Annotated in this window: 22 protein-coding genes and 1 pseudogene; 18 read left to right on the forward strand and 5 right to left on the reverse strand. The window is 68.0% G+C overall.

The window, feature by feature from the left end:
* Window positions 1-22: 22 nt before the first annotated feature.
* A pseudogene (locus tag PO768_RS20775) lies at window positions 23-532 on the forward strand (DUF1631 family protein); the annotation flags it as partial.
* A 248-nt stretch (window positions 533-780) separates the two neighbouring features.
* Window positions 781-1,566 (forward strand): DUF1631 family protein, encoded by a 786-nt coding sequence (locus PO768_RS20780; RefSeq protein WP_272647594.1) that lies wholly within the window; start codon window positions 781-783, stop codon window positions 1,564-1,566.
* Between the two features lie 58 nt (window positions 1,567-1,624).
* Here PO768_RS20780 and PO768_RS20785 read toward each other — a convergent pair whose 3' ends face one another.
* The 3 genes from PO768_RS20785 to PO768_RS20795 form a co-directional block, all read right to left on the reverse strand.
* Complete coding sequence (locus PO768_RS20785; protein ID WP_137944684.1) at window positions 1,625-2,077, reverse strand: DUF494 family protein; 453 nt, start codon at window positions 2,075-2,077, stop codon at window positions 1,625-1,627.
* Window positions 2,078-2,172: 95 nt separating this feature from the next.
* Entirely contained in the window at window positions 2,173-3,294 is a 1,122-nt protein-coding gene (gene dprA, locus PO768_RS20790; RefSeq protein ID WP_272647580.1) for a DNA-processing protein DprA, read from the reverse strand.
* Between the two features lie 27 nt (window positions 3,295-3,321).
* Window positions 3,322-4,488 carry a LysM peptidoglycan-binding domain-containing protein gene (locus tag PO768_RS20795; RefSeq protein ID WP_137944682.1) on the reverse strand — a complete coding sequence of 389 codons (1,167 nt, stop codon included), beginning with the start codon at window positions 4,486-4,488 and terminating at the stop codon, window positions 3,322-3,324.
* 281 nt (window positions 4,489-4,769) lie between these two features.
* On the opposite strand from PO768_RS20795, the gene def reads away from it, so the two are divergent.
* The 10 genes from def to pyk all read left to right on the forward strand — a co-directional run bounded on the left by def (window position 4,770) and on the right by pyk (window position 14,831).
* Window positions 4,770-5,288 (forward strand): peptide deformylase, encoded by a 519-nt coding sequence (gene def, locus PO768_RS20800; RefSeq protein WP_272647581.1) that lies wholly within the window; start codon window positions 4,770-4,772, stop codon window positions 5,286-5,288.
* An 8-nt stretch (window positions 5,289-5,296) separates the two neighbouring features.
* Window positions 5,297-6,259 carry a methionyl-tRNA formyltransferase gene (gene fmt, locus PO768_RS20805; RefSeq protein WP_272647582.1) on the forward strand — a complete coding sequence of 321 codons (963 nt, stop codon included), beginning with the start codon at window positions 5,297-5,299 and terminating at the stop codon, window positions 6,257-6,259.
* A gap of 48 nt (window positions 6,260-6,307) precedes the next feature.
* Window positions 6,308-7,153: a zinc metalloprotease HtpX gene (gene htpX / locus PO768_RS20810; RefSeq protein WP_137944679.1), complete on the forward strand. Its 846-nt coding sequence runs from the start codon at window positions 6,308-6,310 to the stop codon at window positions 7,151-7,153.
* Window positions 7,154-7,237: 84 nt separating this feature from the next.
* Entirely contained in the window at window positions 7,238-7,582 is a 345-nt protein-coding gene (locus PO768_RS20815) for a hypothetical protein (protein ID WP_332909451.1), read from the forward strand.
* 108 nt (window positions 7,583-7,690) lie between these two features.
* Window positions 7,691-8,446, forward strand: coding sequence for a head GIN domain-containing protein (locus PO768_RS20820; protein ID WP_272647583.1), 756 nt, complete (start codon window positions 7,691-7,693; stop codon window positions 8,444-8,446).
* 54 nt (window positions 8,447-8,500) lie between these two features.
* On the forward strand, window positions 8,501-9,241 hold the full coding sequence (locus PO768_RS20825) for an AzlC family ABC transporter permease (RefSeq protein ID WP_272647584.1): 741 nt from the start codon (window positions 8,501-8,503) through the stop codon (window positions 9,239-9,241).
* Window positions 9,238-9,567 (forward strand): AzlD domain-containing protein, encoded by a 330-nt coding sequence (locus tag PO768_RS20830; RefSeq protein WP_137944675.1) that lies wholly within the window; start codon window positions 9,238-9,240, stop codon window positions 9,565-9,567. The genes PO768_RS20825 and PO768_RS20830 overlap by 4 nt, the downstream gene beginning before the upstream one ends.
* Window positions 9,568-9,602: 35 nt before the next feature.
* A complete protein-coding gene (locus PO768_RS20835; protein ID WP_272647585.1) occupies window positions 9,603-10,796 on the forward strand; it encodes a phosphoglycerate kinase in 1,194 nt (397 codons plus the stop codon).
* Between the two features lie 209 nt (window positions 10,797-11,005).
* Window positions 11,006-13,318: an NADP-dependent malic enzyme gene (locus PO768_RS20840; protein WP_272647586.1), complete on the forward strand. Its 2,313-nt coding sequence runs from the start codon at window positions 11,006-11,008 to the stop codon at window positions 13,316-13,318.
* Between the two features lie 82 nt (window positions 13,319-13,400).
* Window positions 13,401-14,831, forward strand: a complete 1,431-nt coding sequence (gene pyk, locus PO768_RS20845; protein WP_272647587.1) for a pyruvate kinase — start codon at window positions 13,401-13,403, stop codon at window positions 14,829-14,831.
* On the opposite strand, the gene PO768_RS20850 is transcribed toward pyk, so the two are convergent.
* Complete coding sequence (locus PO768_RS20850; RefSeq protein WP_272647588.1) at window positions 14,832-15,851, reverse strand: STAS-like domain-containing protein; 1,020 nt, start codon at window positions 15,849-15,851, stop codon at window positions 14,832-14,834.
* 242 nt (window positions 15,852-16,093) lie between these two features.
* Here PO768_RS20850 and fba point away from each other — a divergent pair, with 242 nt between their 5' ends.
* The 3 genes from fba (at window position 16,094) to PO768_RS20865 (ending at window position 19,263) form a co-directional block, all read left to right on the forward strand.
* Window positions 16,094-17,158: a class II fructose-bisphosphate aldolase gene (gene fba / locus PO768_RS20855; protein WP_137944668.1), complete on the forward strand. Its 1,065-nt coding sequence runs from the start codon at window positions 16,094-16,096 to the stop codon at window positions 17,156-17,158.
* Window positions 17,159-17,247: 89 nt separating this feature from the next.
* A complete protein-coding gene (locus tag PO768_RS20860; RefSeq protein ID WP_272647589.1) occupies window positions 17,248-18,147 on the forward strand; it encodes a phosphoribosylaminoimidazolesuccinocarboxamide synthase in 900 nt (299 codons plus the stop codon).
* 9 nt (window positions 18,148-18,156) lie between these two features.
* Window positions 18,157-19,263 carry a hypothetical protein gene (locus PO768_RS20865; protein ID WP_272647590.1) on the forward strand — a complete coding sequence of 369 codons (1,107 nt, stop codon included), beginning with the start codon at window positions 18,157-18,159 and terminating at the stop codon, window positions 19,261-19,263.
* On the opposite strand, the gene PO768_RS20870 is transcribed toward PO768_RS20865, so the two are convergent.
* The gene (locus PO768_RS20870; protein WP_272647591.1) at window positions 19,260-20,213 is read right to left on the reverse strand and encodes a tetratricopeptide repeat protein; all 954 of its coding nucleotides are present in this window, start codon (window positions 20,211-20,213) and stop codon (window positions 19,260-19,262) included. The genes PO768_RS20865 and PO768_RS20870 overlap by 4 nt on opposite strands.
* Before the next feature lie 92 nt (window positions 20,214-20,305).
* On the opposite strand from PO768_RS20870, the gene purE reads away from it, so the two are divergent.
* The 3 genes from purE to PO768_RS20885 all read left to right on the forward strand — a co-directional run.
* Window positions 20,306-20,806 (forward strand): 5-(carboxyamino)imidazole ribonucleotide mutase, encoded by a 501-nt coding sequence (gene purE / locus PO768_RS20875; RefSeq protein WP_272647595.1) that lies wholly within the window; start codon window positions 20,306-20,308, stop codon window positions 20,804-20,806.
* Window positions 20,806-21,969 carry a 5-(carboxyamino)imidazole ribonucleotide synthase gene (locus PO768_RS20880; RefSeq protein WP_272647592.1) on the forward strand — a complete coding sequence of 388 codons (1,164 nt, stop codon included), beginning with the start codon at window positions 20,806-20,808 and terminating at the stop codon, window positions 21,967-21,969. The genes purE and PO768_RS20880 overlap by 1 nt, the downstream gene beginning before the upstream one ends.
* A gap of 84 nt (window positions 21,970-22,053) precedes the next feature.
* Window positions 22,054-22,459 (forward strand): L-threonylcarbamoyladenylate synthase (locus PO768_RS20885; protein ID WP_272647593.1); only part of this gene is annotated, 406 nt, incomplete at its 3' end.

The following is a 22,459-nucleotide window of genomic DNA, read 5'->3' on the forward strand; positions in this document are numbered from 1 at the left end:
CGCGGCGGGACGGCCCAGCCAGATGGGCAGCGCATCGCCGCGCCTGGCGGCCGCGATCAATCATGCGCAGGAGGCCCTGCAGCGCCGCCCGGTTGCCGGCTCAGGCCCCGAGGTCGAGGCCCCGGCGCCGCAGCAGCTCGAAGAGATCAAGGCCCGCAACCAGGCTTTCAAGCAGGTACTCAAGCAGGCCGCCGACACGCCGGCCGAGCGCGCGACCATCGAGATCGTGGCCCTGCTGTTCCAGAGCATTCTGCAGGAGGAGCGCATCCCGGCCGCGGTGCGGGTCTGGTTTGCGCGGCTGCAGATGCCGGTGCTGCGGGTGGCGGTCAGCGAGCCCGATTTCTTTGCCGAGGCCGAGCATCCGGCGCGCGCGCTGATCGACCGCATGGGCTCCTGCGTGATGGGCTTCAACACCTCGGCCGGCAGCGGTGTCGGCGAGGCGCTGGAGCGCGAGATCAAGCGCATCGTCCAGGTCGTCGAGGCCTATCCCGACACCGGGCGGCGCGTGTTCCAGACCGTGCTGACCGAGTTCGAGAAGTTTCTCGACCACTATTTCGAGAACGAGAACCAGGCCTCGCGCAAGGGCGTGTCGCTGGCCCAGCAGGTCGAGCAGCGCGAGACGCTGGCGATCCAGTTCACGATCGAGCTGCGCAAGATGCTCAACGAGGTGCCGGTGCAGGACGGGGTGCGCGAGTTCCTGTTTCATGTCTGGGCCGATGTGCTGGCCGTCACCGCGGTGCGCAGCGGCGCCCAGTCCGACAACACCANTTCACGATCGAGCTGCGCAAGATGCTCAACGAGGTGCCGGTGCAGGACGGGGTGCGCGAGTTCCTGTTTCATGTCTGGGCCGATGTGCTGGCCGTCACCGCGGTGCGCAGCGGCGCCCAGTCCGACAACACCAAGACGATGAAGCGCGCCGCCGCCGATCTGATCTGGTCGGCCCGCGCCCAGGTCTCGCGGGAAGCGCGCGCCGAAGTGATACGCCGGCTGCCGCCGCTGCTGAAGACCTTGCGCGACGGCATGGGCCATGCCGGCCTGCCGAGCGCCAAGCAGGACGAGCAGATCCGCGCGCTGAACAATTCGCTGGCGGCAGCCTTCACCGCCAAGACCGCCGCGATCCCGCGCGAGCGACTGGACGAGTTGATGGACCAGCTGCAGGCGCTGGACGCGCTGCTGCCCGAGGCTGGCGGGCTGGAGATCAACGAATCGCTGGTGCGCGATCTGTCGGGCCACGAGACTGAGGACCTGGAAGTGGTGGCCGAGGGCGGCTCCAGCCCGACACCGGCGATGCTGGCCTGGGCCAAGGAGCTGCAGGTCGGTGGCTGGTATATGTTGGACTACCGCGGCCGCAACGAGGCGGTGCAGCTTGCCTGGCGCGGCATGCGCCACCAGCTGACCTTGTTCGTGTCACCGAAGGGGCGCGGCGTGCTGTTCCAGCTGAGCCGGCTGGCAGCCTTCCTGCAAGCCGGCCTGCTGCTGCCGGCCCAGGATGAGGCGCTGACGGTCAAGGCCACGCGCAATGCGCTGGCCAAGCTGGATGTGGATCCGACGAGATTGCTGAGTTGATTGCGGGTCAGACCGCCCGCGCAAGGCGCGTAGCTCTGACCCCAACTGATTGAGCGGGTCAGTGGATTAACCGGTCTTCCGGCGCGACGAAGAGCTCGTCCAGGATCAGCGCATCGGGTTCCTCGCCCAGGCTCCAGAACACCATCAGCACGATGATCTTCAGGTCTTCGAGATCCATCGGGGCGCCAGGAATGGCCATCGCGCGGTCGATCACCATCTCGCGCATCGGCGGCGGCAGCACGCCGGCGGACTCCAGAAAGCTGACGAAACCGACCGAGGGCTCGCCCAGATGGTCCAGTTCGTCGACCGAATAGACCCGCTGGCTCAGCGCGCCCTGCTCGCCGTGATGGGACTCGGCCGCCTCGGCCAGACCGTCCAGCCAGGACAGGGCCTCCTGGATTTCGTCGCTCTCGAAGCCTACGGCCGACAATTTGCGCGTCAGCTGGGCGTGATCGGGGCAGGCGTCGGGCCGCCAGTAGGTTTCGTAGAGATAGACGAGCACGTCAAACATGAATCGACTATAACCCAGGCCCCCAAAGCCCTGGCGCGCGAAACCGGGGCCGAAAACCCGCTTATGCGGCAGATATGGACCGAATATGGGCCGATTCAGGCCTGGCTTTGGCGCTGGAACAGCTGGCCCGGCAGCCGGGCCACGGCACCGCTGAGCTCCAGTTCCAGCAGCAGGGCATTGAGCTGGGCGGCCGACCAGCCCCCGCGCGCCTGCAGCGCGTCCAGACTGACCGGCTCATAGCCCATCGCGGCCAGCAGCAGGCCCGTCTCGCCGTCTGGCTCGGGCGGGTCGGCTGGCCGTTCATCCCGAAGGCTGCCTCTGACCGGTGGGGTAGCGCGCGAGGGCCGCAGCTCTTCGAGCACATCTTCGGCGCGCTCGACCAGCTTGGCGCCCTGGCGCAGCAGCTCGTGGCAGCCCTTGCTTTGCGGTGCGTGGATGGAACCGGGCACGGCAAACACCTCGCGGCCGGCTTCGGCGGCCAGCCGGGCGGTGATCAGCGAACCCGAGCGCGGCGCCGCCTCGACCACCAGGCAGCCGCGCGCCAGCCCGGCGATGATGCGGTTGCGGCGCGGGAAATTGGCCGGCAGCGGCGGTGTGCCCAGCGAATATTCGCTGAGCAGCAGGCCGCGCTCGGCGATCTCGTCGGCCAGGCGCTGGTGGCTGCTCGGGTAGATCTGGTCCAACCCGGTGCCCAGCACGGCGATGGTGGCGGCGGGGCTTTTCAGCGCGCCGGCATGGGCGGCGCCGTCAATGCCCAAAGCCAGACCTGAGACCACGGTCAGCCCGGCCTGGCCCAGGGCCAGCGCGAGATCGTGGGCATTGTCCCGGCCTTGCGGCGTCGGTCTGCGGCTGCCGACGATAGCCAGGGACTCGGCCGCCAGCAGCTCACGCCGGCCGATCAGATAGAGCAGCAGCGGCGGGTCGGCGGTTTGCAGCAGGGCCGGTGGGTAGTCGGCATCGCCAAGCACCAGCACATCGCGGCGCGCACCGCCCTGCAGCCAGGCCCAGGTACGGTCGATCAGGCCGAGCAGCTCGGCGCTGGGCTCGCCCAGCGCCTGGGCCGGCCCGGCGGCGACGAACTGCCGCCGGGTGAGGGCGGTGGCGCCGATCACGGCCTGCGGCGAGCCCAGGCCGGCCAGCAGCCGGCGCGCGCTCTCCAGGCCCAGCCCCGGTGTTTCCAGCAGTTGCAGCCAGGCGGCCAGTTCGCTGCGCTCCATCTGCGCGTCCTGACCGGGTTGCCCGCGCTAGGGCTGGGTGAAGCGGTCACCGGCCGAGACCGGGTCCTGTACCGAGATGATCAGCGCATAGGAGACGCGCTGATAGACCTGGAACACGAACAGCACGCCATGGCGCTCGTCGGGCAGCTTGATGTCCTCGCGCTTCTCGCCGGTGCGGTCCACCATGCGGCGGCCGTCGCGCCACAGCGCCAGCACATGGCCGCGCTCCATGCCGTCACGGGCACCGCGGTTCAGCGCAACGATCTGGTTCTGGCCGGCATTCAGCGCGTCGCCGTAGATCGAGACGATCTGGCCCGAGATCGGGTTGGCCGGCGCATGCGGCACGTAGCGCGCAAAGCTGCGCTGCGGCACTGGCGAGAGCCGGTCGCCGACGCCAATCTCCTGGCGCGTGGTCTTGATCACCAGGGTGGCCGGGATCACGTCGACCTTGCCGTCGGCCAGCTGGCGGTTCTCGGCCGGGCGGCTCAGCTCGGCCGTGCCCAGATAGGGTGCCTCGTAGCCAAGGATCTCGCGCGTGGTCGGGTCGCGCAGCGGCACGGTGTTGCGGAACACCCGGTAATCGGTGGCCTGGCTGAGGTCGCCGCGCGCATAGGCCAGATCGCCCTTGGCCAGCAGCACATGGCCTTCCTGGGTCGCGACGATGCGCGGCGCACGCGCCAGCTCGTCGCTGTCGAACACCACGGCATCGGTCAGAAAGGGTTCGATCAGGTGCTGCGGGATCGCGGTGATCGGGTTCTCGTCATGCCGGCTGGAGCGGATCTGCGGCGAGAGCTTGACGGTGCCGCCATCGCCCGCGCCGGCGCCGCGCGCCAGCTGCAGGCTGGCGCGGCCATTGCTCTTGACCAGCAGCAAGACCTGACCCGGGTAGATCAGGTGCGGGTTGCTGATCTGGTCGCGGTTCATGCCCCAGAGCTCGGGCCAGCGCCAGGGGCTGGTCAGAAAAAGCTTGGAGATGTCCCACAAGGTGTCGCCGGGCTTGACGGTGTGGCTGTCCGGCGCATTGGGCGAGAGCTCCGACAGCGGCACGCCGGCCTGGGCCACGCGCGCGGCGGTCTGGCGCTGATCGGCGGTGATGGGGTAGTTGGTGGCCGAGGCGGAAAGGCCGACCAGGCTCAGGACCAGCGCCGTCAGGCAGCTGGCAGGGTGGGGGAGTTGGGGCCGCCTCTGGGTCATCAAGAAATCTCCCGCGCCTTCTGCCTCGCAGCGCGGCGCTGTCTCAGCTAAAAAATGTTCGGCATTCACACCGAATGGACCGCTTCAAGCGGGTATTGCTCAAGATCGGCGAAAATCCGCTTGGCTTGAGACGATTTTGCCCCCAATCAGGGGTGGTCGCAATGAAAGCGTCCGGTGCCCTGATGCTCTTGCACGCTCTTACAAACAGGCGTTGTGCGTTGTCCACAGCCCGGGCCGCTTCTCTAACATCGAAGAGGCGGCCATAAACCTTGAAGAAGTCCATGGCGATACTGAATATCCTGAGATACCCCGATGCCCGTCTGCACACGGTGGCCAAACCGGTCGCCGAGGTCGATGAGCGCATCCGCACCCTGGTCGACGATATGTTGGAGACCATGTATGCGGCCGAAGGCGTGGGCTTGGCCGCGACCCAGGTCGATGTGCATGAGCGCGTCATCGTGATGGACACCTCGGATGGCCGCGACGAGCCGCGCGTGCTGATCAACCCCGAGCTGGTCGCCCATAGCGATGGCTGGGTCGAGGGCGAGGAGGGTTGCCTGTCGGTGCCGGCCATCTATGACAAGGTGCCGCGCCATGCCAAGGTCACCGTGCGGGCGCTGGGTCGCGACGGCCATCCTTATGAGTTCGAGGCCGAGGGCCTGCTGGCCGTCTGCGTCCAGCACGAGATGGATCATCTGATGGGCAAGGTCTTTGTCGAGTATCTGAGCCCGCTCAAGCGTGAGCGCATCAAGAGCAAGCTGGTCAAGAAGGCGCGCGAAGAGCAGTCGCGGCGTCGTTGAGGCGGGCCATGCGCGTCGTCTTCGCCGGAACCCCCGAGTTTGCCAAACAAGCGCTGGCCTGCCTGCGGGCGGCCGGCCACGAGATCCCGCTGGTGCTGAGCCAGCCCGACCGGCCGGCCGGCCGCGGCATGAAACTCCAGGCCTCGCCGGTCAAGCAGTTCGCCGTCGAGCACGGCATTGCGGTGGCCCAGCCGCGCAGCCTGCGCCTGGACGGCAAATATCCGGAGGAGGCGGCCGCCGCGCGCCAGGCCTTGCTGGATGCGCGGCCCGATGTGATGGTGGTGGCCGCCTATGGCCTGATCCTGCCGCAATGGGTGCTGGACCTGCCGCGCCTCGGTTGCCTGAACATCCACGCCTCGCTGCTGCCGCGCTGGCGTGGCGCTGCGCCCATCCACCGCGCGATCGAGGCCGGCGATGCCCGGACCGGCATCACCATCATGCAGATGGATGCGGGCCTGGATACCGGCGACATGCTGCTGGTCGAGGCCCTGGATATCGCACCGCAGGAGAGCACCGCGACCCTGCATGACCGCCTGGCGGCGCAGGGCGGACGCCTGATCGTCGACGCGCTGCAGCTGGCGGAGCAGGGGGCCTTGCGGCCGGTGGTGCAGCCGGCCGAGGGTGTCTGCTATGCCCACAAGATCGAGAAGGCCGAGGGCCTGATCGACTGGACCGAGCCGGCCGCGCAGATCGAGCGCCGGCTGCGCGCTTTCGATCCCTTCCCCGGTGGCCAGGCCCAGCTGGATGGCGAAATCCTGAAGTGCTGGCGCGCCGAGCTGGCGGAACAGGCCCAGGGCCAGCCCGGCGAAGTGCTGGCGGCCGATGAGCGCGGCCTGCTGGTGGCCTGCGGCGAGCAGGCCCTGCGGCTGACCGAGTTGCAGCGCGCCGGTGGCAAGCGCCTGCCGGCCCAGGCCTTTTTGCAGGCCCGACCGGTGCCGGTGGGCAGCCGCTTCATCACGCCGGCGGCTTGAATTTCGGGGTGGACACCCCATCTGCGGTCCACAAAGGAGTTCGACGACATGTTCAATCTGATGAAGACCGCCATCCTGATGGCCGCCATCACCGCCCTCTTCATGGCCATCGGCGCCATGCTGGGTGGACAGAGCGGCATGTTGCTGGCCCTGGCCGTGGCCGTGGCGATGAATTTCTTCAGCTACTGGTTCTCGGACAAGATGGTGCTGAAGATGTACAACGCGCAGCAGGTCGACGAGACCTCGGCGCCGCAGTTCTACGCCATGGTGCGCGAGCTGGCCGCCAAGGCCCAGCTGCCCATGCCCAAGGTCTACATCATCCGCGAGGATGCGCCCAATGCATTTGCAACCGGTCGCAACCCCGAGAACGCTGCCGTGGCCGCGACGACCGGCATCATGCGCGTGCTCAGCGAGCGTGAGCTGCGCGGCGTGATGGCGCACGAGCTGGCCCATGTGAAGCACCGCGACATCCTGATCAGCACGGTCAGCGCGACGATGGCCGGTGCGATCTCGATGCTGGCCAATTTCGCGATGTTCTTCGGCGGGCGCGACAGCGAGGGCCGGCCGGCCAACCCCATCGTCAGCATCCTGGTGATGATTCTGGCGCCCATCGCCGCCAGCGTGATCCAGATGGCCATCAGCCGCGCCCGCGAGTTCGAGGCCGACCGCGGCGGTGCCGAGATCTCCGGCGACCCGCAGGCCCTGGCCTCGGCGCTGGAGAAGATCCAGCGCTATGCCAAGGGCATCCCGATGGAGGCGGCCGAGCGCCATCCCGAGACCGCCCAGATGATGATCATGAACCCGCTGTCCGCCGGCGGTATCAGGGGCTTGTTCAGTACCCACCCGGCCACCGAGGAGCGGGTTGCCCGCTTGCTGGAAATGGCCCGGCGCTGAGCGCGGTGAGCGTGGGCTGGGGCTCAAGACCTGGCCCCAGCGGCCGATAATGGGGCGATGAAGGCCTTTCTCTCCCTCTCTCCCGTGCTGCTTGCCGCCCTCTTGCTGGCCGGCTGCGAGCAGCTGGGCATCGAAGACCCGGCCAAGGCCGCCGCCAACAAGGAGGCCGAGGGCAAGGCCATAGGCAGCGCCTGCCGCCATGCGATGCGCGCGATCGAGGATTGCTATCTGCTCAATCCCAAGGCGCAGAAGGCGGCGGTGTTTGCGGGCTGGCGCGAGATGGACGAGTACATGCGCGAGAACAAGCTCGAGGGCGTGGCGCCGGTCGTGCCGCGCCCCGGCGCGGCCAAGCCGGCCGATGACGCCGATGTCGAGACCGAGCCCAAGGGCGCGTCTCGCGAGGCGAGCCGCCCCGCAGCATCGCGCTGAGCCGCAGCTGGCGGGTTTTGAATTGCAGTTGGTCGCGTCGCGCTGGGTCGGCGTGCCGGGCTGAGCCATGATGGCGTCACTGCAATCCACAACGAGGAGAACCCCGTCATGAATACCCAACGTCGCCGCCTTGCTGTGGCTGTCATCGCGCTGTCTGGTCTGGCCGCCCTGAGTCCGGCCCAGGCCTGGGATTGGACCTTCGGCAGCGGCGAGCGCGTCAAGGGCTCGGGCGAGGCGGCCAGCGACAAGCGCAGCCCGGGCAGCTTCGATGCCATCACGCTGAGCGGCGAGTTCAAGGTGGTGGTGCGGCAGGCCGCGACCGAGTCGGTCGAGATCCGGGCCGACAAGAATCTGCTGCCGCTGATCGAGACCCAGCTGGTCGGCAGCACCCTGGAGGTCCGGACCAAGAAGGGCTATCGCCTGTCCGGCACGATGCCCATCCAGGTCAATGTCGATATCGGCGCCTTGCGCTCGCTGGCGGTCAACGGCTCCGGCGACATCCGGGTCGAGACGATGAAGACGCCGCAGCTCGATGCCAGCATCTCGGGCTCCGGCGATGTGCGCTTTGCCGAGCTGTTCAGCGAGCGGGTCGGTTTCAAGGTCTCGGGCTCGGGCGATATCCTGGCCAAGGGGCGCATCAACAGCCTGGCGGTCTCGGTGGCCGGCAGCGGCGACGTCAAAGCCTCCGAGTTGGTGGCCGACGAGGTCAAGGTCAGCATTGCCGGCTCCGGCGATGTCCAGGTCCAGGCCAACAAGCAGCTCAAGGTCAGCATCGCCGGCTCCGGCGATGTGCGCTATCTCGGATCGCCCGAGATCAGCAGCTCGGTGGCGGGCAGCGGCTCGATCAAGCGCCTGGGCAACTGACGCTATACGCACAGGGCGGCGACTTGCCGCCCGGCTTGCGCCGACAATCGGCCGATGCGGTCTGTTGTCTCCCCCTATCTGGCGCTGACGCGCGACCCCGAGTTTCGCCGCGGCGCGCGCGAGATGATGGGCATCACGCTGGGCATCTCGGCCTGGGGCCTGGTCACCGGCGTGGCCATGGTCAAGAGCGGGCTGTCGGTCTGGATGGCCTTGCTGATGAGTCTGGTGGTGTTCGCCGGCAGCTCGCAGCTGGCCTCGCTGCCGCTGATCGCGGCCGGCGCGCCGCTGTGGGTGCTGTGGGCCACGGCCTTCTGCGTCAATCTGCGCTTCGTGATCTTCAGCACCCAGTGGCGCATGTATTTCGGCCATCTGCCGCGAGCCCGGCGTATGAAGATCGCCTATTTCGCCGCCGACCTGAACTATGTCGCCTTCCTGAAACGCTTTCCCGACGGCAAGCCCGCGCCCGAGCAGGAGCCCTATTTCTGGGGCGGGGTGGCGCTGAACTGGTGCGCCTGGCAGATCCCGTCGATCGCCGGCATCCTCCTGGCCAACCATGTGCCGACCGAGTGGGGCCTGGGCTTTGCCGGTGTGCTGGCCCTCTTGGGCCTGTCCTACTCGCTGCTGAAGGACCGCAACACCTGGGTCACGGCCGCAGTGGCCGGCTGCGCGGCGGTGGCGGCCTATGCCTTGCCATTGCGCCTGAACATCATCGTGGCGATCGCGGTGGCGGTGGCGGTGGGCCTGATGATGGAGAAGTGGTTGCCGCAAGGGGCGCAAGGGGGGAAGCAAGCATGAACTGGTGGGAGACCACGCTGGCCATCCTGGGCATGGGGGCCATCACCTTGCTGACGCGCTCCTTCTTCCTGATCCCGAAGAACGAGCTGCCCTTGCCGGACTGGCTCAAGCAGGGCCTGCGCTATGCGCCGCTGGCCGCGCTGGCGGCCGTCATCGTGCCGGAGATCGTGATGAGCCAGGGCGAGCTGATCTCGACCTGGAAAGACGCCAGGCTCTATGCCACGGCCGTCGGCACCGCCTATTTCTTCTGGAAGGGCGGCATCCTCGGCACCATCATCAGCGGCACGGTGGTGATGCTGGCGCTTCGGATCGGCTTGGGTTGGTAAGCTTCGGCTTGATTCCAACCACCAAGCTCCCTCCCATGAACGTTTTGCGTTTTTCCGATCTGGTCGCCGCCGGCAAGGTGTCCGGCCAGCGCGTCTTCATCCGTGCCGACCTCAATGTGCCGCAGGACGATGCCGGCCACATCACCGAGGACACCCGCATCCGCGCGTCCATCCCCTGCATCGAGCTGGCGCTGAAGGCCGGCGCCGCGGTGATGGTGACCTCGCATCTGGGCCGCCCGACCGAGGGCGAGTTCAAGCCCGAGGATTCGCTGGCGCCTATCGCCCGGCGCATGGGCGAGCTGATGGGCCGCGAGATCGCAGTCGTGGCTGACTGGGTCGACGGTGTCACCGTTGCGCCGGGCCAGCTGGTGCTGTTGGAAAACTGCCGCGTCAACAAGGGTGAGAAGAAGAACAACGAAGAGCTGGCCCGGAAGCTGGCCCAGCTCTGCGACATCTATGTCAACGACGCCTTCGGCACCGCCCACCGCGCCGAGGGCACGACCTATGGCATCGCCCAGTTCGCGCCCATCGCCTGCGCCGGCCCGCTGCTGGCGGCTGAGATCGACGCGATCAGCAAGGCCCTGGCCCAGCCGAAGCGCCCGCTGGTCGCCATCGTCGCCGGCTCCAAGGTCTCGACCAAGCTGACCATCCTGAAAGCGCTGTCCGACAAGGTCGACGGCCTGATCGTCGGCGGCGGCATCGCCAACACCTTCATGCTGGCGGCCGGGCTGAAGATCGGCAAGTCGCTGGCCGAGCCCGACCTGGTCGGTGAGGCCAAGGCCGTGATCGATGCGATGAGCGCGCGCGGCGCGGCCGTGCCCATCCCGGTCGACGTGGTGACGGCCAAGCGCTTTGCCGCCGATGCCGAGGCCACCGTCAAGGCCGCCACCGAGGTGGCCGACGATGACCTGATCCTGGACATCGGCCCCAAGACCGCCGCCATCCTGGCCGCGCAGCTGAAGGCGGCCGGCACCATCGTCTGGAACGGACCGGTCGGCGTGTTCGAGTTCGACGCCTTTGCCGGCGGTACCGAGGCGATTGCCCGCGCGATTGCCGAGTCCAGCGCCTTCAGCATCGCTGGTGGCGGCGACACGCTGGCCGCGATCGCCAAATACGGCATCGACAAGGACGTGGGCTATATCTCTACCGGCGGCGGCGCCTTCCTGGAGGTGCTGGAGGGCAAGACCTTGCCGGCCTTCGAGATCCTGAGCCGGCGCGCGCAAGGGTGACTGCTCACCCTTGCGCTGGCTGGCGAAGGACCGGTCGCATGCTTGCGACCGGGCTGGCCAAGCGCGCAGCAGGCTGAGATGAACAAGGGGCTTCGGCCCCTTTCTTCATGGTGGCTTCATTGCCATCTTTGCATGCCAGTTAAAACACTCGGCATCGGCATGCGTGGCGAACAGGAGTAATCTCACCGGCCCTACAAGAGGAGACCTGGATGAGCAAAACCCTGTCGCCGGCCGAGGCTGCTTTGCGTGAAGCCGCGCTCGACTACCACCGCAGCCCGACGCGCGGCAAGATCTCGGTCACGCCCACCAAGGCCCTGTCCAACCAGCGCGATCTGTCGCTGGCCTATTCGCCCGGCGTGGCCTATCCCTGCCTGGACATCGAGCAAGACCCGACCCTGGCGGCCGAGTACACCTCGCGCGGCAATCTGGTCGGCGTGATCACCAATGGCACGGCGGTGCTGGGCCTGGGCGATATCGGCCCGCTGGCGGCCAAGCCGGTGATGGAGGGAAAGGGCTGCCTGTTCAAGAAGTTCGCCGGCATCGATGTGTTCGATATCGAGCTGGCCGAGCGCGACCCGGACAAGCTGGTCGAGATCATCGCGGCGATGGAGCCGACACTGGGTGGTGTCAACCTGGAAGACATCAAGGCGCCCGAGTGCTTCTATATCGAGAAGAAGCTGCGCGAGCGCATGAACATCCCGGTCTTCCATGACGACCAGCACGGCACGGCCATCATCAGCGCAGCGGCCCTGCTCAATGGCCTGGAGCTGGTGGGCAAGGACATTGCGAAGGTCAAGCTGGTGACCTCGGGCGCCGGTGCGGCGGCGATCGCCTGCCTGGATGTGATGGTGGGTCTGGGCGTGGCGCGCCAGAACATCTTCGTCGTCGACTCCAAGGGCGTGATCCGCGAGGGCCGGGGCGACAAACTCGACGAGAGCAAGCAGCGCTACTGCCAGCAGACCGAGGCCAAGACGTTGGCCGATGTGGTGGCCGGCGCCGACGTCTTCCTCGGCTGCTCGGCCCCCGGCGTGCTGACGGCAGAGATGGTCAAGACCATGGCCGAGCGACCGATCATCCTGGCCCTGGCCAATCCCGAACCCGAGATACGGCCCGAGCTGGCCAAGGCCGTGCGGCCCGACTGCATCATCGCGACCGGCCGTTCGGACTACCCGAACCAGGTCAACAACGTCCTGTGCTTCCCCTATATCTTCCGCGGCGCACTGGACTGCGGCGCGACCAAGATCACCGAGGACATGAAGCTGGCCTGCGTGCGTGAGATCGCCGCTCTGGCCAAGGCCGAGACCAGCGACGAGGGGGCGGCCGCCTATGCCGGCGAGGAACTGGCCTTCGGCCCCGACTACCTGATCCCCAAGCCCGTCGATGCCCGCCTGATCCTGCGCATCGCGCCGGCGGTGGCGCGGGCGGCCGAGGCCTCGGGGGTGGCGACCCGGCCGATCCAGGATCTGGACGCCTACCGCCAGGAGCTGTCGCGCTTTGTCTACCAGACCGGCATGTTCATGCGGCCGGTGTTTGCGGCGGCCAAGGCCGCATTTTCAACAGGTACGGCGGCGCGGGTGATCTACGCCGAGGGCGAGGATGAGCGGGTGCTGCGCGCGGTGCAGGTGGCGCTGGACGAGGGCCTGGTCAAGCCGACCCTGATCGGCCGCCCCGAGGTGATCGCAATGCGCATCCAGCGCGCCGGCCTGCGCCTGCAGCTGGGCGGCGATGTCGCGGTGATCGACCCCGAGAACGATGCGCGCTTCCGCCAGTACTGGGAGGCCTATCACCAGATCATGGGCCGGCGCGGCTTCACGCCCGAGGCGGCCAAGGCGGCGGTGCGGCGCTCCAACACCACCATAGGCGCGCTGGCCATCAAGCTGGGCGATGCCGACGCGATGATCTGCGGCATGGTGGGTCGTTTCGACAGCCATCTGGAACATGTCTCCGAGCTGATCGGCCTGAAGCCCGGTGCCCGAAGCTTTGCGACGATGAATGCGGTGATGCTGGAGAAGCAGACCCTGTTCATCACCGACACCTTTGTCAACGACAGCCCCGACGCCGAACAGCTGGCCGAGATCGCTGCGATGGCGGCCGAGGAGGTGCAGCGCTTCGGCCTGCCGCCCAAGCTGGCCTTTGTCTCGCATTCGATGTTCGGCTCCAGCAAGAGGCCCTCGGCCGTCAAGATGCGGCGCGCCCACGAGCTGTTCGCGGCCGCCCATCCGGAGATCGAGAGCGACGGCGAGATGCACGGCGATGCGGCGCTCAGCGAGGCGGTGCGCCAGACCTTCCTGCCCGACAGCAAGCTCAAGGGCGCGGCCAATCTGCTGGTGCTGCCGACGCTGGATGCCGCCAACATCCTCTTCAATGTGCTGAAGATCAGCGCCGGTCAGGGCGTCACGGTCGGGCCCATCCTCTTGGGAGCGGCCGCGCCTGTGCACATCCTGACGCCCTCGGCCACGGTGCGGCGCATCGTCAATATGACGGCGCTGGCTGTTGCGGATGTGCTCGCGGCGAAGGGATGAAACCGCGTGAAACCATTGCCGGCGTCCTGATGCGGCCCATAATCGCTCGCCTGTAACTTAATTCCAGCGAGACCGCTTCATCATGACCCGTGCCACCAAGATCGTCGCCACCCTGGGGCCTGCCTCCTCGTCGCCCGAAGTGCTGGAGCGCATGATCCGGGCCGGCGTCGATGTCGTGCGGCTGAACTTCGCGCACGGCAAGGCGCAGGACCATATCGACCGGGCCCGCCTGGTGCGCGAGGCGGCGCGCGCGGCCGGCAAGCAGGTCGCCATCATGGCCGATTTGCAGGGCCCGAAGATCCGCGTCGGCAAGTTCGAGCACGGCAAGATCGAGCTGGTCAACGGCACGCCCTTCATCCTTGATGCCGATCGCGTCGAGCTCGGCAACGAGCAGGCCGTGGGCCTGGACTACAAGGAGCTGCCGCGCGACGTGAAACCGGGCGACACCCTCTTGCTCAACGACGGCCTGCTGGTGCTGACGGTCGAGGCCGTCAAGGGTGCGGCGGTGCACACCACCGTCAAGGTCGGCGGCGAGCTGTCCAATAACAAGGGCATCAACAAGCAGGGCGGCGGCCTGACCGCGCCGGCGCTGACCGGCAAGGACATGGAGGACATCAAGACGGCGATGAGCTTCCAGGCCGAGTATGTGGCGGTCAGCTTCCCGAAGAACGCCACCGATATGGAGATGGCGCGCCAGCTCTGCAATGTGGCCGGCGAGCCCTATCGCCACAAGCCGGGCCTGATCGCCAAGATTGAGCGCTCCGAGGCGATCCCGCATCTGGAAGCCATCCTGAAGGCCAGCGACGGCATCATGGTGGCGCGCGGCGACCTGGCGGTCGAGGTCGGCAATGCCGCCGTGCCGGCGCTGCAAAAGCGCATGATCAAGCTGGCCCGCGAGCTCGACAAGGTGGCGATCACCGCGACGCAGATGATGGAGTCGATGATCGTCAACCCGGTGCCGACGCGCGCCGAGGTGTCCGACGTGGCCAACGCGGTGCTGGACGGCACCGACGCGGTGATGCTGAGCGCCGAGACGGCCGCCGGCAAATACCCGGTCGAGACCATCGAGCAGATGGCCGCGATCGCGCTGGAAGCCGAGCGCGCCGAGTTCGTCAGCCTGGACACCGATTTCGCCGGCCGTCAGTTCGGCCGCATTGACCAGAGCATTGCGATGGGCGCACTGTTCACCGCCTACCATCTGGGTTGCAAGGCCATCGTCGCGCTGACCGAATCGGGCTCGACCGCGCTGTGGATGAGCCGCCACCGCATCCAGGTGCCGATCTTCGCGCTGACGACGCAGGAGCTCAGCCAGAGCAAGATGTGCCTGTACCGCAATGTGCGGCCGCTGCTGATGCCGCGCTTCGATGACCGCGATGCGGCGCTGGCGGCGGCCGAGCGCCTGCTGGTGGAGCAGGGCGCGCTGATGCCCGGCGACACCTATGCGATCACCTGTGGCGAGCCGATGGGCTATCCGGGCGGCACCAATATGCTGAAGGTGTGTCGCGTCGGCTGATCAGCCGTTCTGCGCGCTCTTGACCAGGGCCGCGATGCGCGGCGTCATATGGGTGGGCAGCAGCTCCACCTCCTTGTGCGCCCGCGCGAACACGCGGAACAGCTCGTCGGCAAAGCCATGGCCGACATCGGCCACGCCGTCGAAGCTGATCTCGGCGCGCTTGAACATCGGCAGCCGGGCGGCGACGCGCCGCGCCTGGGCCCGTGAGTCCAGCGGCTGGCCGGGGCCGGCCAGGAGCCGCAAGGCAATCGTCGTCTGGTCGAACTCGATGCCATCGCCCGCCGTGCTCCAGGCTTCCAGCACCTGATCGAGCGTGCGCTTGGTGTCCAGCGCGATCGCCATATAGATCGAGCTGCCCTGGCGCGGCAGCGGGCGGCCGCGCTGCCAGCCGGTCGACTCCCAGGCGCGGCGCTGGAAGGCAGTGTTGTTGGCATGGATGTCGAACACATCGGCCAGCTGCGAGCTGAAGAACAGGCCGCGGCCGGTGTGCATCTCCGGCTGGCTGGTCAGCCGTCCCTTGCTGAGCTCCAACATCGCGTGCTGGGCATCGGCAATATCAAAAGCCGAACAGATCTTGTCGAACACGCCGCAGCCGTCGTCCGAGACCAGCAGCTGCACATGGCTGGGGGTCTGGCGCAGCGAGACCGTCACGCTGGAGCCGCCGCTGTGGTCGGCCGCGTTATTGACCAGCTCGGTGAAGCCATGCTGGATCATCCGGGCCACATGGGGCGGCAGATCGAAATTGGGGGCGAAGTCGCGCTGCCAGGGGATGTCCTCCTGCAGGCCGTGCAAGGTGTAGCTGCGCGCCACCTGGCGCAGCATGCCGGGGGCATAGACCGGGCGGCGGCTCGTGCCGCTACGCGTGAGCCAATGGGCGTCGACCAGACGGCGCAGCGCGGACTGCACGGCGCGGCGGCTCGCGCCGGTGCGCTCCTGCACATGCGCGACCAGATCATGCGAGTGCTCGCGCGCGGCGGCGCTGATCCAGAGGGTCAGGTGGTCGATGGCTAGGCGTGTCATGGCAGGGCTCCCACCCCAGTGTGCCCCGGCCGCCCCGCGCAGCATGCGGCGAAATAGGCCCGAAAACACCGTGCCGAGCCTAGCGGCAGGCCTGTCCAGCCGCAAGCGCGCTTGTACCGACCCGTATCCAGGGGGCATGGGTGTTGTAGCGGTGGGGTGCCGTTAGAATCGGTCGCAGTTACAGCGTGGTTACCTTGGGCCGCGCCCGCAAGAATTCTTCAACTTCAGCGAGGATCTTCCTCATGGCTCTCGTCTCCATGCGTCAGTTGCTGGACCATGCCGCCGAACACGGCTACGGCATCCCGGCCTTCAACGTCAACAATCTTGAGCAGGTCCAGGCCGTGATGGCCGCCGCCGACGAGGTCGGTGCGCCCGTCATCCTGCAGGCGTCGGCCGGCGCCCGCAAATACGCCGGCGAGGCCTTCATCAAGCACCTGATCCAGGCCGCTGTGGAAGCCTACCCGCACATCCCGCTGGTGATGCACCAGGACCACGGCACCAGCCCCAAGGTCTGCGAAGGCGCGATCAATCTGGGCTTCGGCTCGGTGATGATGGACGGCTCGCTGATGGAGGACGGCAAGACGCCGGCCTCGTTCGAGTACAACATGGAGGTGACCCGCAAGGTCGTCGAGATGTCGCACAAGGTCGGCGTCACCGTCGAGGGTGAGCTGGGCTGCCTGGGCAATCTGGAAACCGGCGAGGCCGGCGAGGAAGACGGCATTGGCGCCGAGGGCAAGCTGGACCACAGCCAGATGCTGACCGACCCCGAGGAGGCCGCCGTCTTCGTCAAGGCCACCCAGCTGGACGCGCTGGCCATCGCCATCGGCACCAGCCACGGCGCCTACAAGTTCTCGCGCAAGCCCACCGGCGACATCCTGGCGATCGGCCGCGTCAAGGAAATCCACAAGCGCATTCCCAATACCCATCTGGTGATGCACGGCTCGTCCAGCGTGCCGCAGGAGCTGCTGGCCATCATCAACCAGTACGGCGGCAAGATGAAGGAGACCTTCGGCGTGCCGGTCGAGGAGATCCAGGAGGCCATCAAGCACGGCGTGCGCAAGATCAATATCGACACCGACATCCGTCTGGCGATGACCGGCGCGGTGCGAAAGTTCCTGGCCGAAAACCCCGACAAGTTCGACGCCCGCGAATGGCTGAAGCCGGCCCGCGAGGCCGCCAAGCTGGTCTGCAAGGCGCGTTATCTGGAGTTCGGCTGCGAAGGCCAGGCCGGCAAGATCAAGCCGCGCAGCCTGGTCGACATCGCGGCCGCCTATGCGCGCGGCGAGCTGAATCAGGTCGTCCAGTAAGGCCGGGTCGGCGCCACGCCCGTGCGAAGCCCGCCTCGGCGGGCTTTTTAACGTCCTAAAATCCGGCCCTTGCTCAGGAAACCCCCACCATGACCGCTGCTCTGCTCGAATCTTCGCTGACCTCGCTCCCCCTGATCGCCCGCGGCAAGGTGCGCGAAAACTATGCGGTGGGCGCGGATCGCATCCTGATGATCGCCAGCGACCGGCTGTCGGCCTTCGACGTCATCATGGGCGAGCCCATCCCCGGCAAGGGCGCGCTGCTGACGCAGATGGCGCTGTTCTGGTTCGACAAGCTGGACGGCATCGTACCCAACCACCTGACCGGCGAGGACCCGCTGTCGGCGGTCAGCAGCGCGGCCGAGAAAGCCCAGGTCCAGGACCGCGCCATGCTGGTCAAGCGTCTGAAGCCGCTGCCGGTCGAGGCGGTGGTGCGTGGCTATCTGGCCGGCAGCGGCTGGGCCGAATATCAGAAGAATGGCCAGGTCTGCGGCGTCGCGCTGCCGGCCGGTCTGCAGAACGCCTCCAAGCTGCCCGCACCGATCTTCACGCCGGCCACCAAGGCCGAGATGGGTGACCACGACGAGAATATTTCCTTCGACAAAATGGTCGAGATCATCGGCCTGGACCTGGCCACCCGGGTGCGCGACATCTCCATCCAGCTCTACCAGCGCGCCGCCGACTATGCGCTGACCAAGGGCATCATCATTGCGGATACGAAATTCGAGTTCGGCCTCGATGCCGATGGCACGCTGACCCTGATGGACGAGGTCTTGACGCCCGACTCCTCGCGCTACTGGCCGATCGAGAGCTATGCGGTGGGCATCAACCCGCCCAGCTACGACAAGCAGTTCGTGCGCGACTGGCTGGAGCAGGCCACGGTCGATGGCAAGCCTTGGGGCAAGACCGCGCCGGCCCCAGCCCTGCCGGCCGAGGTGATCGCCAAGACCGCCGCCAAGTACCGCGAGGCGCTGGAGCGCCTGACGCGCTGAGCCCCGCTCATGATCCCCGCCAAATCCCGCCTGCTGAGGCAGCTGGACACCCAGATCGCCGCAGCCTCCGGCCAGCTGCAGTCCGCCGGCCTGCGCGCCCAGCGCGCCGTGCTGCTGGCCCGCCATGGCCAGCTGGCCGAGGCCCGCGAGGAGCTGACGGCCCTGCACCAACTCTCGTTCCAGCATCCGAATTCGCAGCTGGGTGCCTGGCTGCACTTCGCCGAAGGGCTGATGAGCTACTTCACCGACTTCGGCAGCGCGGCGCGGGACAAGATCCAGCGCGCCCAGGCGATCGCCAGGCTGGCCGAGCTCAAGGAGGTCGAGGCGCTGGCCGCGGCCTGGCTGTGCCATCTGGCCTATGTGCGGCATGACATCGAGGCGCTGATCGGCCATGCCCAGGCCTGCCTGCAGCTGGCCGCGCCCGATCACCATGCGGCGCGCGTGCGGGTCGCCATCGCGCTGGGCCTGGCCCATCACTTTGCCAACCAGCCCGAGGCCGCCCAGGCCTGGTACGGCCAGGCGCGCCAGCATGCCTCGGCCGAGGGCGACGACGCCAGCCAGTCGGCCCTGATGTACAACATGGCCGAGATGCGCACCGCCCATGTGCGGCGCGAGAGCCTGGCCCATCCGAGCCGGCCGGTGCCCGAGCTGCTGCTGGGGGCCGATTCGATCAAGCATTACGACGCGGCTGTCGGCGGCTCGGCGATGGCCGAGCTGACGCCGGTGCTGCGCGCCCAGGTGCTGACGGTGCAGGGCGAGTTCGCCCAGGCGCAGGCGCTGTACGAGCAGCATCTGCCGCAGGCCATGTCCAAGGGGTTGACCCGGCTGGGCAGCAGTCTGCTGGCCGATCTGGCCTGGTGTCGCTGCAATCTGGGTCAGCGCGAGCATGCCTTGCAGCAGGCGCGCGAGGCCGAGATCGAGCTGGACCCGGCCTGCGATGTCGACGACCGGGCCGCCACCCACAGCCGGCTGGCCCAGGTCTACGGCCTGCTCGGTGACGCTGCGGCCGCCGAGCGCCATGCCGCCAGTGCGGCGGCCGAATGGGCCGAGTTTGCCGCCCAGCAGCAGGCCTGGGCCCGGGCGCTGGCAGGCGCCGGGCTGTCCCGACCGGCTTAGAACAGGGCCATGCTGAGCTTGCGGCGGTACTGATCCAGCAGCGGGTCGCTGGGCGGCACCACCACCTTGCCGGACAGCTCCAGCGTGCCCTTGGCCTCGGCGCCGGGCTGGGCCTTGGGCGCCGGCTTGGTCAGCAGCTCCAGGATGGCGACATAGCTCTTGCGCGCGGCCTCGCCGTTCCAGGCCTTGTCGCGCATGATGATTTCCAGCAGCTCGTCCATCGCCTCGGTGAAGCGCTGGCCGGCCAGATGGGTGCGGGCCAGCGTGTAGCGGGCCTCGAAATCGCGCTTGTTGGCGGCAATCGCCGACTGCAGGGCCGCGACATCGGCACCGGCCGTCTGCTCGATGGCCGCCAGCCACTGGCCCAGTGCGGCGAAGCGGGCATGCGGGGTGATGGTGTCGGCGGCCTGGGCGGCCACCGGCGCGAACGCGGCCTTGGCATCCTGCAGCAGGCCCAGCTCCAGCAAGGCCTTGATGTAGTCGTAGCGTGCGGTCTCGTTGGCCGGATCGGTCTCGACCGCCTGCTGCAGCTTGGTCAGTGCCGACTCCAGATCACCCTCGGCCAGCAGCTCCTCGGCCTCGGCCAGGTCGGCCTCGGCTTCCAGCATCTCGCCGCTGGGCACATGCTTGTCGAGGAACTCGCGGATCTGCGCCTCGGGGATGGCGCCGACAAAACCGTCGACCGGCTGGCCGCCGACGAACATCACGCAAAACGGGATCGAGCGCACGCCGAAGGCCTGGCTCAGCTGGCTGGAGATCTCGGGCTGCTCGTCGCTGTTGAGCTTGGTCAGCTTGAAGCGCCCGGCGTAGGCGACTTCGAGCTTCTCCAGCACCGGACCCAGGCTTTTGCAGGGGCCGCACCAGGGCGCCCAGATGTCCAGCAGCACGGGCTGCTGCATCGAGGCCTGCAGCAGTTCGGTTTCGAAATTCTGTATGGTGATGTCGGTCATGGTCTCTAGCGGCGCGGGCTTGTTCGGGAGCAGGTGGCGGCAGCCGCCTACAATTCAAGGTTTTCCAGCCTATGGAGCGAGCCGTGCCGAACATGCCAGTCAGCGCCTCCCCCCTGGTCGGCGTGGTGATGGGCTCCAGCAGCGACTGGGAGACCATGAAACACGCTGCCGACATTCTCGCCGAGTTCGGTGTCCCTTTCGAGGCGCAGGTGGTGTCCGCCCACCGCATGCCCGACGATATGTTTGCCTATGCCGAGGCCGCGCAAGCCCGCGGCCTGCGCGCCATCATTGCCGGCGCCGGCGGCGCCGCCCATCTGCCGGGCATGCTGGCGGCCAAGACCCTCGTGCCGGTGCTGGGCGTGCCGGTGGCCAGCCGTCATCTGCAGGGCGTCGATTCGCTGCACTCCATCGTGCAGATGCCCAAGGGCATTCCGGTCGCGACCTTTGCGATCGGCACCGCCGGCGCCGGCAATGCCGCGCTGTTCGCGGTGGCGATGCTGGCGGCCGAGCAGCCGGGCCTGCGCGAGCAGCTGCAGGCCTACCGCCTGCGCCAGACCGAGCATGCGCGCGGCATGAGCAAGGACCTGGTCTGATGGCCGAGATCTTGCAACCCGGCGCGACGCTCGGGGTGATGGGCGGCGGCCAGCTGGGCCGCATGTTTGTCCATGCGGCGCAGAGCCTGGGCTACCGCACCGTGGTGCTGGACCCCGATGCCGACAGCCCGGCCGGGGCCGTGGCCCATGAACACATCCGCGCCGACTATCTGGACGAGGCCGGCCTGGCCCGGCTGGCCGAGGTCTGCGACGCGATCAGCACCGAGTTCGAGAACGTGCCGGCGGCCGCGCTGCAGCGGCTGGCGCAGACGCGCTTTGTCGCGCCGGCCGGCGCTTGTGTGGCGATCTGCCAGGACCGCGCCGACGAGAAAGCCCATTTCCAGGCCAGCGGCGTGGCTTGCGCGCCCTATGCCGTGCTGCGTAGCGAGGCCGATCTGGCGGCGGTGGCCGACAGCCTGCTGCCCGGCATCGTCAAGACCGCGCGCATGGGCTATGACGGCAAGGGCCAGATCCGTGTCAAGACCCGCGCCGAGCTGCTCGCCGCCTGGGATGAGTTGAAGCGCGTGCCCTGCGTGCTGGAACAGATGTTGCCGCTGGCGTTGGAGCTGTCGGTCATCGTCGCCCGCAATGCCCAGGGCCAGATCGTGCACTTCCCGGTGCAGCAGAACCTGCACCGCGACGGCATCCTTGCTGTCACCGAGGTGCCGGCCCCGAGCGCCAGCGCCGCGCTGCAGCTCCAGGCCGCCGCCTCGGCGGCGCGCATCTCCGAGGCGATGGCCTATGTGGGCGTGCTGTGCATCGAGTTCTTTGTGCTGCAGGACGGGGCACTGGTCGTCAACGAGATGGCGCCGCGCCCGCACAACTCGGGCCACTACACGATGAATGCCTGCGATGTCTCGCAGTTCGAGCTGCAGGTCCGCGCGCTGGCCGGCCTGCCCTTGAACACGCCGCGCCTGCATTCGCCGACCGTGATGCTGAATCTGCTGGGCGATCTGTGGTTCCTGCCTGATGGCAATGAGCGCGCGCCCGACTGGGCCGCCGTGCTGGCCATCCCCGGCACGCATCTGCATCTGTATGGCAAGGCCAGCGCCAGGCCCGGCCGCAAGATGGGCCATCTGAACATCACCTCGGCCACGCCCGAGCTGGCCCGCAGCCATGCCCAGCAGGCCGCCGCGATCCTGGGTCTGCCCACCGATTGGTGACCATCATGTGCCCCCACGCTCACTTCGTTCACTGCCCCCCGAGGGGGCGTTCAGCGCCCTTCGGGCGGCCGGGCGGGCGCTGACGTGTTGCTCAACGGTTCCGACCCCGCCGATATCGCCCGCGCCGCCCGCCATTTGGCCGAGGGCGAGCTGCTGGCCCTGCCGACCGAAACGGTCTATGGCCTGGGGGCGCGCGCCGATGACGACGCTGCGGTGGCCAAGATCTTTGCCGCCAAGGGCCGGCCCAGCGATCACCCGCTGATCGTCCATGTGCTGGACGCGGTCGATGCGGCGGATTTCGCGGCCCAGCTGCCACCGGTGGCGCAGCGCCTGATGGCGGCCTTTTGGCCCGGCCCGCTGACCTTGATACTGCCGCGCGCGCCCGGTATCGGCGCGGCGGCGGCCGGCGGCCAGACCAGCATCGGCCTGCGCTGCCCGGCGCACCCGGTGGCGCGGGCGCTGCTGGCCGAGGCCAAGGCACTCGGCGTGC

It is taken from the genome of Paucibacter sp. XJ19-41 (genome assembly GCF_028462495.1).
GTDB lineage: Bacteria > Pseudomonadota > Gammaproteobacteria > Burkholderiales > Burkholderiaceae_C > Roseateles_E.

Coding starts and splice junctions, on each gene's coding strand:
- PO768_RS20785 (WP_137944684.1), bottom strand. CDS start 2,077: ATGTTTGACGTGCTCGTCTATCTCTACGAAACCTACTGGCGGCCCGAC.
- dprA (WP_272647580.1), bottom strand. CDS start 3,294: ATGGAGCGCAGCGAACTGGCCGCCTGGCTGCAACTGCTGGAAACACCG.
- PO768_RS20795 (WP_137944682.1), bottom strand. CDS start 4,488: ATGACCCAGAGGCGGCCCCAACTCCCCCACCCTGCCAGCTGCCTGACG.
- def (WP_272647581.1), top strand. CDS start 4,770: ATGGCGATACTGAATATCCTGAGATACCCCGATGCCCGTCTGCACACG.
- fmt (WP_272647582.1), top strand. CDS start 5,297: ATGCGCGTCGTCTTCGCCGGAACCCCCGAGTTTGCCAAACAAGCGCTG.
- htpX (WP_137944679.1), top strand. CDS start 6,308: ATGTTCAATCTGATGAAGACCGCCATCCTGATGGCCGCCATCACCGCC.
- PO768_RS20820 (WP_272647583.1), top strand. CDS start 7,691: ATGAATACCCAACGTCGCCGCCTTGCTGTGGCTGTCATCGCGCTGTCT.
- PO768_RS20825 (WP_272647584.1), top strand. CDS start 8,501: ATGCGGTCTGTTGTCTCCCCCTATCTGGCGCTGACGCGCGACCCCGAG.
- PO768_RS20830 (WP_137944675.1), top strand. CDS start 9,238: ATGAACTGGTGGGAGACCACGCTGGCCATCCTGGGCATGGGGGCCATC.
- PO768_RS20835 (WP_272647585.1), top strand. CDS start 9,603: ATGAACGTTTTGCGTTTTTCCGATCTGGTCGCCGCCGGCAAGGTGTCC.
- PO768_RS20840 (WP_272647586.1), top strand. CDS start 11,006: ATGAGCAAAACCCTGTCGCCGGCCGAGGCTGCTTTGCGTGAAGCCGCG.
- pyk (WP_272647587.1), top strand. CDS start 13,401: ATGACCCGTGCCACCAAGATCGTCGCCACCCTGGGGCCTGCCTCCTCG.
- PO768_RS20850 (WP_272647588.1), bottom strand. CDS start 15,851: ATGACACGCCTAGCCATCGACCACCTGACCCTCTGGATCAGCGCCGCC.
- fba (WP_137944668.1), top strand. CDS start 16,094: ATGGCTCTCGTCTCCATGCGTCAGTTGCTGGACCATGCCGCCGAACAC.
- PO768_RS20860 (WP_272647589.1), top strand. CDS start 17,248: ATGACCGCTGCTCTGCTCGAATCTTCGCTGACCTCGCTCCCCCTGATC.
- PO768_RS20865 (WP_272647590.1), top strand. CDS start 18,157: ATGATCCCCGCCAAATCCCGCCTGCTGAGGCAGCTGGACACCCAGATC.
- PO768_RS20870 (WP_272647591.1), bottom strand. CDS start 20,213: ATGACCGACATCACCATACAGAATTTCGAAACCGAACTGCTGCAGGCC.
- purE (WP_272647595.1), top strand. CDS start 20,306: ATGCCAGTCAGCGCCTCCCCCCTGGTCGGCGTGGTGATGGGCTCCAGC.
- PO768_RS20880 (WP_272647592.1), top strand. CDS start 20,806: ATGGCCGAGATCTTGCAACCCGGCGCGACGCTCGGGGTGATGGGCGGC.